The organism is Streptomyces sp. NPDC002055, assembly GCF_040296705.1.
Taxonomy (GTDB): domain Bacteria; phylum Actinomycetota; class Actinomycetes; order Streptomycetales; family Streptomycetaceae; genus Streptomyces.
This window is the reverse complement of sequence record NZ_JBEOXS010000031.1, coordinates 88,316-95,616: the sequence shown is the minus strand read 5'-3', so window position 1 is coordinate 95,616 and position 7,301 is coordinate 88,316. Positions and strand designations below refer to the sequence as shown.

6 protein-coding genes are annotated in these 7,301 nt (G+C 71.4%); 2 read left to right on the top strand and 4 right to left on the bottom strand.

All coding sequences use genetic code 11. The features are described from left to right. The first annotated feature begins 261 nt into the window (after positions 1–261). Complete coding sequence (gabT, locus tag ABT112_RS20575) at positions 262–1,611, top strand: 4-aminobutyrate--2-oxoglutarate transaminase (protein ID WP_351511545.1); 1,350 nt, start codon at positions 262–264, stop codon at positions 1,609–1,611. A gap of 343 nt (positions 1,612–1,954) precedes the next feature. After that, complete coding sequence (locus ABT112_RS20570) at positions 1,955–2,773, top strand: phosphatase PAP2 family protein (protein ID WP_351511543.1); 819 nt, start codon at positions 1,955–1,957, stop codon at positions 2,771–2,773. Positions 2,774–2,970: 197 nt separating this feature from the next. On the opposite strand, the gene ABT112_RS20565 is transcribed toward ABT112_RS20570, so the two are convergent. The 4 genes from ABT112_RS20565 to ABT112_RS20550 are packed head-to-tail and all read right to left on the bottom strand — an operon-like array spanning position 2,971 to position 7,299. Next, positions 2,971–4,410: an NAD(P)/FAD-dependent oxidoreductase gene (locus ABT112_RS20565; protein ID WP_351511541.1), complete on the bottom strand. Its 1,440-nt coding sequence runs from the start codon at positions 4,408–4,410 to the stop codon at positions 2,971–2,973. 5 nt (positions 4,411–4,415) lie between these two features. Beyond that, positions 4,416–5,201 (bottom strand): ABC transporter permease, encoded by a 786-nt coding sequence (locus ABT112_RS20560; protein WP_351511539.1) that lies wholly within the window; start codon positions 5,199–5,201, stop codon positions 4,416–4,418. Further along, complete coding sequence (locus ABT112_RS20555) at positions 5,201–6,133, bottom strand: ABC transporter permease (RefSeq protein ID WP_351511537.1); 933 nt, start codon at positions 6,131–6,133, stop codon at positions 5,201–5,203. The genes ABT112_RS20560 and ABT112_RS20555 overlap by 1 nt, the downstream gene beginning before the upstream one ends. After that, positions 6,130–7,299 carry an ABC transporter ATP-binding protein gene (locus ABT112_RS20550; RefSeq protein WP_351511535.1) on the bottom strand — a complete coding sequence of 390 codons (1,170 nt, stop codon included), beginning with the start codon at positions 7,297–7,299 and terminating at the stop codon, positions 6,130–6,132. Before ABT112_RS20550 ends, ABT112_RS20555 begins: the two co-directional genes overlap by 4 nt. Positions 7,300–7,301 lie beyond the last annotated feature (2 nt).

Sequence of the window (7,301 nt, the reverse complement as noted above, 5' to 3'; positions counted from 1 at the left end):
CAGAAATTGTTGATGTAGGCGAAGCCACCCCGGAGCCCCCACCCCCGAAACCCACGACCACCCGCACCCACACAACCAAGGCCCGCCCAGGCACCCACCCCGACCCCCGCACCCGCCTACTGTCCGCCACGGACAACGACACACGCCCAGCGCTACCGAACGGAGCATGCCCGACCCCGCCCCCCGGCCCTAGCCTGCGTGAGTAGGACCACGTTCCTCCGCAGACGTACACCCCCGACCACGAGCGCACAGGAGATCACCATGACCGCAACCGCCGGAGGCCCCTCGCTCCCGCAGGAGCGCCGCGTCGTCACCGCGATCCCCGGCCCGAAGTCGCAGGAGTTGCAGGCCCGCCGTACCGCCGCGGTCGCCGGCGGCGTCGGTTCCGTGCTGCCGGTCTTCGCCAAGCGCGCGGGCGGCGGCGTCCTCGAGGACGTGGACGGCAACTCGCTGATCGACTTCGGCTCGGGCATCGCCGTGACGTCGGTCGGCAACAGCGCGGAGGCCGTCGTGCGCCGCGCCTCGGCCCAGCTCGCCGACTTCACGCACACCTGTTTCATGGTGGCGCCGTACGAGGGCTACGTGGAGGTCTGCGAGCAGCTCGCCGAGCTGACCCCCGGCGACCACGCCAAGAAGTCGGCGCTGTTCAACTCCGGCGCCGAGGCGGTGGAGAACGCGGTGAAGATCGCCCGCGCGCACACCCGCCGCCAGGCGGTCGTCGTGTTCGACCACGGCTACCACGGCCGCACGAACCTCACGATGGCGCTGACCTCCAAGAACATGCCGTACAAGCACTCGTTCGGCCCGTTCGCGCCGGAGGTCTACCGGGTCCCGGTGGCCTACCCCTACCGCTGGCTGACCGGCCCGGAGAACTGCGCCACCGAGGCCGCGGCCCAGGCCATCGACATGATCAACAAGCAGATCGGGGCGGAGAACGTCGCCGCGATCGTGATCGAGCCGGTCCTCGGCGAGGGCGGCTTCATCGAGCCGGCCAAGGGCTTCCTGCCGGCGATCGTGAAGTTCGCCAACGACAACGGGATCGTCTTCGTCGCGGACGAGATCCAGTCCGGCTTCTGCCGCACCGGCCAGTGGTTCGCCTGTGAGGACGAGGGCATCGTCCCGGACCTGATCACCACGGCAAAGGGCATCGCGGGCGGCCTGCCGCTCGCCGCCGTCACCGGCCGCGCCGAGATCATGGACGCCGCGCACAGCGGCGGCCTGGGCGGCACCTACGGCGGCAACCCGGTGGCCTGCGCCGCGGCGCTCGGCGCCATCGAGACCATGCGCGAGCTGGACCTCAACGGCAAGGCCCAGCGCATCGAGCAGATCATGAAGCCGCGGCTCGGCGCGATGCAGGAGAAGTTCGACATCATCGGCGACGTCCGGGGCCGTGGCGCGATGATCGCGATCGAGCTGGTGAAGTCCGGCTCGAAGGACCCGAACCCGGAGGCCACGGCCGCGCTCGCCAAGGCGTGCCACGCCGAGGGTCTGCTCGTGCTCACCACCGGCACCTACGGCAACGTGCTGCGCTTCCTGCCGCCGCTGGTGATCGGCGAGGACCTGCTCAACGAGGGTCTGGACATCATCGAGAACGCGTTCGCCGGGATCTGATTCCGACCGGTGCGCGGGGACAGGTGAAGAATGTGTGCGGGGGCCATGGCGGACGGGTGATCCGGCTGTCGGGCCCGCGCCGCCTGGCGTACGGTTTCGGCAGATGAGAGAAACACCCCGCTCGCAGGGGACTGCGAGCGATGTCGAGTCGACGCATCCCCAGCCTCGGCCCGGCCGTGCCCTCGCGCACACCACTGGAGCCTTCGGCTCCGGAACTCCTCACCGATCGGACGGCCGCCCGCCCCATACCCCCCGGGGCGCGCGGCACACCGGTCGCTACGACCGCCCCGGAACTCTCCCCCCTGTTCCGGGGCGGTCGGCGTTTTCCGCAGCTCTGCTCCCGGTGCTGTGCGCGGTCCTGTTCGCCCTGGTCACCTGGCAGGTGGCGGCGGGCGGACCGCTGCTCGCCCTGGACGAGCGGCTGGGGCGGGCGGTGTTCCGCCCGCACACCCCGTCCGTGATCGCCGAGGCGGGCGCGGACCTGGGCGCCATGGTGCCCGCGCTGCCCGTCCTGGCTGCCGCGCTCTGCTGGTCCGGATGGCTGGGCCACGCACGGTGGCGGGGCCGGCGGCAAGGGGACGAGGGGGCGCCGCCCGGCGCCCGTCCGCGGTGGTGGCTGCCGCCGCTCGTGGCGGTGGCGGCCATGACGGCCGTCCCGGCGCTCGTCGTCCCGCTGAAGCTGTGGATCGCCCGCCCGGGGCCGCTCGGACCGGCGGAGAACTACGGCTGGTACCCCTCGGGGCACGCGGCCACCGCCGCGGTCGCCTATGGCGCGGCGCTCCTCCTGCTGCTCCCCCACCTCCGGCGCGCCCTCGTACGCCGCACCGCCGTCGTGTGCGTCGTGCTGCTGAACCTCTGGGTGGGAGCGGGGCTGGTGCGCCGCGGCTACCACTGGCCGCTGGACGTCGTCGGCAGCTGGTTCCTGTGCGGGCTGCTGCTCTGGGGGGTGGCGTGCGCCGTCCGCTGGAGCACCGCGTCCCGGGACACCGGAGAAGCCCCGGAGGCCGGAGCGGACCCGGAGGGCGGAACGGACCCGGAGGGCGGAACGGACCCGGAGGGCGGAACGGACCCGGATACCGGAGCGGACCCGAAGACCGGAGCGGACCCGAAGACCGGAGCGGACCCGGATACCGGGACGGCCCCGGACTCCAGGGAGAACTGAGAACGGGAACCAGGAAGGAACACGCCCCCTCCCGCCCCGCACGCGGCCCACCTGCGGCGCCCCCCGCACGTCGGCCACCGGTATCCGGATCCGGCAGCGGCCGCCAAGAGAGCGGCCGCGCCCGGAGCCCCCCGGCTCCGGGCGCCCCGGGACCGGACCCCCGGGGCGCATGGGAACGCGGGGATCCGGCCGCCGGCTCAGGAGTCGAAGCCCAGGCCCACCCGGTCCATCGCCTTCAGCCAGAGGTTCCGGCGCCCCCCGTTGGCATCGGAACGGGCCAGCGCCCACTGGGTGATCCCGATGCCCGCCCAGCGCACCGGCTCCGGCGGGAACGGCAGCGGCTTCGTCCGGACCATCTCGGACTCGGTGCGCTCGGTGCGCTCCCCGGCCAGCAGGTCGAGCATGACGTCCGCGCCGAAGCGGGTGGCGCCCACCCCGAGGCCGGTGTAGCCGAGGGCGTAGGCGACCCGGCCGCCGTGGGCCGTGCCGAAGAACGGCGAGAAGCGGGAGCAGGTGTCGATGACCCCGCCCCAGGTGTGGCTGAACCGCACCCCCTCCAGCTGCGGGAAGCAGCGGAAGAAGTGCGCGGCGAGCTTGGCGAAGGTCTCCGGACGCTGGTTGTAGTCCTCGGCGATCCGGCCGCCGTAGTGGTAGATGACGTCGTAGCCGCCCCAGAGGATGCGGTTGTCGTCCGTCAGCCGGAAGTAGTGGAAGTGGTTGGCGCTGTCGCTCAGCCCCTGCCGGTTCCGCCAGCCGATGGCGGCGAGCTGCTCCTCGGTGAGCGGTTCGGTCATCAGGGCGTAGTCGTAGACCGGCACGACGAAGGGACGGATCCGGCGCACCAGGTTCGGGAAGGCGTTGGTGCCGAGCGCGACCTGCCGGGCGAGGACCCGGCCGTAGGGGGTGCGGACCACGACACCGGCGCCCTGGGGGGCGAGTTCGGTGGCGCGGGTGCGCTCGTGGATCCGTACGCCCAGGTCGAGGCAGGCCTGCTTGAGTCCCCAGGCGAGCCGGGCGGGGTTGAGCATGGCCACGCCGGTGCGGTCCCAGACGCCGGCCAGGAAGGTCGGCGAGTCGACCTCCTTCCGTACCTCCTCGCGGTCCAGGAAGGGCAGCTCGATGCCCATACGGGCGGCCTCCTCGGAGGCCTCCCGCAACTCGGCGACCTGGTGCGGCTCGGTGGCGACGTCGATCTCGCCGGTCCGTTCGAAGGCGCAGTCGATGCCGTAGCGCGCGACGGCGGACTCGATCGCGTCCAGGTTGCGGCTGCCCAGCTCCTCCAGCTTGGCGATCTCCTGGGGCCAGCGGGAGAGGCCGTTGGCGAAGCCGTGGGTGAGGGAGGCGGCGCAGAAGCCTCCGTTGCGCCCGGAGGCGGCCCAGCCGACCTCCTGGCCCTCGATGAGCACCACGTCCCGGCCGGGGTCGCGCTCCTTGGCGAGCAGCGCGGTCCACAGGCCGGAGTACCCGCCGCCGACGACGAGCAGGTCGCAGCGCTCGTCGCCGACGAGGGCGGGGCGGGCCCGGGGCCTGCCGGGGTCGTCGAGCCAGTACGGGGCCGGCTCGGCGTCGGCCAGGGACCGTACGGCCACGGGGTCCGTGGCGGTCGGGACGGTGCGCGGCATGGCAGCTCGTGCCATGGTTCTCAGCTCCTCTTGCGGCGGTTTCCCAGCAGTTGGCCGGCGAGTACGCACAGGACGGCGACGGCGAACATCGCGGTGCCGATGACATTGATCTGGACGGGCGTGCCGCGCTGCGCCGAGCCCCAGACGAACATGGGGAAGGTGACGGTCGAGCCCGCGTTGAAGTTGGTGATGATGAAGTCGTCGAAGGAGAGCGCGAAGGAGAGCAGCGCGCCGGCGGCGATGCCGGGCGCGGCGATCGGCAGGGTCACCCGCAGGAAGGTCTGCACGGGGGAGGCGTAGAGGTCCTGCGCGGCCTGTTCGAGGCGGGGGTCCATGCTCATCACCCGGGCCTTGACCGCGGTGACCACGAAGCTCAGGCAGAACATGATGTGGGCGATGAGGATCGTCCAGAAGCCGAACTGGGCACCCATGTTGAGGAAGAGGGTGCCGAGCGAGGCGCCCATGACCACCTCGGGCATCGCCATCGGCAGGAAGATCAGGGTGTTCACGGCGCCGCGGGCCCGGAACCGGTAGCGGGCGAGCGCGAAGGCGATCATCGTGCCGAGGGCGGTGGCGCCGAGGGTCGCCCAGAGGGCGATCTGCAGGCTCAGGGAGAGCGATCCGCAGAGGTCGGCGACGCCGCACGGGTCGGTCCAGGCGTCGGTGGAGAACCGCTGCCACTCGTAGTTGAACCGGCCGTTGGGCTTGTTGAAGGAGAAGATCATGACGATGACGTTCGGCACGATCAGATAGGCGAGCGTCAGGACGCCCGCGAGCACCACGAGGTTGCGTCGAAGCCACCGCATCAGACGAGGTCCTCCGTCCCGGACTTGCGGATGTAGACGGTGACCATGGCCAGGATCGCGGCCATGAGGATGAAGGACAGCGCGGCGGCCGTCGGGTAGTCGAGCACCCGGAGGAACTGCGACTGGATGACGTTGCCGACCATCTTCTGGTCGGTGGAGCCGAGCAGTTCCGCGTTGATGTAGTCACCGGTCGCGGGGATGAAGGTGAGCAGGGTTCCGGCGACCACGCCCGGCATGGACAGCGGGAAGGTGACCTTCCGGAAGGCGGTGAAGGGCCGGGCATAGAGGTCGCCCGCCGCCTCGTGCAGCCGGACGTCGATCCGCTCCAGGGAGGAGTACAGCGGCAGGATCATGAACGGCAGGAAGTTGTAGGTGAGTCCGCAGATCACCGCGAGCGGGGTGGCGAGCACCCGCTGCCCGTCGGTGATGCCGAGCCACGAGGTCACGTCGAGGACGTGCAGGGTGTTGAGCGCGCCGACCACCGGGCCGCCGTCGGCGAGGATCGTCTTCCAGGCCAGGGTGCGGATGAGGAAGCTGGTGAAGAACGGCGCGATGACCAGCACCAGGACCAGGTTCCGCCAGCGGCCGGCCCGGAAGGCGATGGTGTACGCCAGCGGGTAGCCGACGAGCAGGCAGAGCGCGGTGGCGGTGCCGGAGTAGAGCACCGAGCGCAGGAACTGCGGGTAGTACTCGCTCAGCGCGTCCCAGTAGGTGACGAAGTGCCAGGTGACCTTGAAGCCCTCTTCGAGGGAGCCGGTCTGCACCGAGGTGGAGGCCTGGTAGACCATCGGGGCGGCGAAGAACACCACCAGCCACACCAGCCCCGGCAGCAGCAGCCAGTACGGGACGAGGCGCTTGCGCCGGGCGGCCTTGCCCGCCGGGAGGGGCGGCGCCTCGGGGACGTCGGCCGCGGGCGCGGTGGAGACCTTCATGCGGCCTCCTCGTCGGTGCCGCCGACCGTTCCGTCGAGCACGGACTGGGAGGCGTCGAGGCCGAAGGTGTGGGCCGGGTTCCAGTGCAGGACGACCTCGGCGCCGGGGACCAGCCGGGAGTCGCGTTCGATGTTCTGCTCGTAGACCGAGAGCCGGCCGCCGGCCGGGCTGTCGATCAGGTACTGGGTGGAGACCCCGATGAAACTCGCGTCCACGATGCGGCCGGTCAGCCGGTTGCGCCCGTCGTCGATGGACCCGGCCTCGTCGGCGTGGACCAGGGACACCTTCTCGGGGCGGACGCCGGCCAGCAGTTTCCCGCCGGTGCCGGTGGGAGCGGAACATCGGGCCGCGGGCAGCCGGAGCTTGCTGTCGGCGGCCTTCAGCAGCAGGTCGTCGCCGGAGGACTCGGCTATCTCGGCCTCGATGAGGTTGGAGGTGCCGAGGAAGTTGGCGACGAAGGTGGTGCTCGGGTTCTCGTAGAGGTCTGCGGGGGCGCCGAGCTGCTCGACCCGGCCGCCGTTCATCACCGCGACCGTGTCGGCCATGGTCATGGCCTCCTCCTGGTCGTGGGTGACGTGCACGAAGGTGATCCCGACCTCGGTCTGGATGCGCTTGAGCTCCAGCTGCATCTGACGGCGCAGCTTGAGGTCGAGGGCGCCCAGCGGCTCGTCGAGGAGCAGGACCTGGGGGTGGTTGATCAGCGCGCGGGCGACGGCGACGCGCTGCTGCTGGCCGCCGGAGAGCTGCTGCGGCTTGCGGCGGGCGAAGTCGCCGAGCTGGACCAGGTCGAGCATCTCGCCGACCTGCTTCTTCACGGACTTGATGCCGCGGCGGCGGAGGCCGAAGGCGACGTTCTCGTAGATGTCGAGGTGCGGGAAGAGCGCGTAGTTCTGGAAGACGGTGTTCACCGGCCGCTTGTACGGCGGGAGGCCGGTGACGTCGGTGCCGTCCAGCAGGACGCTGCCGGAGGTCGGGTCCTCCAGCCCCGCGATCATGCGCAGGGTGGTGGTCTTGCCGCAGCCGGAGGCGCCGAGCAGGGCGAAGAAGGAGCCCGCGGGCACGGAGAGGTCGAGCGGGTGCACGGCGGTGAAGGAGCCGTAGGTCTTGCTGATCCCGGTGAGGCGGACGTCTCCGCCGCTGCCGGCGGTCGAGGGGGTCTCAGTCATGG

What these genes read in the sequence shown, in the direction of transcription:
- gabT (WP_351511545.1), top strand. Translation starts at nt 262, where the DNA reads ATGACCGCAACCGCCGGAGGCCCCTCGCTCCCGCAGGAGCGCCGCGTC.
- ABT112_RS20565 (WP_351511541.1), bottom strand. Translation starts at nt 4,410, where the DNA reads ATGGCACGAGCTGCCATGCCGCGCACCGTCCCGACCGCCACGGACCCC.
- ABT112_RS20560 (WP_351511539.1), bottom strand. Translation starts at nt 5,201, where the DNA reads ATGCGGTGGCTTCGACGCAACCTCGTGGTGCTCGCGGGCGTCCTGACG.
- ABT112_RS20555 (WP_351511537.1), bottom strand. Translation starts at nt 6,133, where the DNA reads ATGAAGGTCTCCACCGCGCCCGCGGCCGACGTCCCCGAGGCGCCGCCC.
- ABT112_RS20550 (WP_351511535.1), bottom strand. Translation starts at nt 7,299, where the DNA reads ATGACTGAGACCCCCTCGACCGCCGGCAGCGGCGGAGACGTCCGCCTC.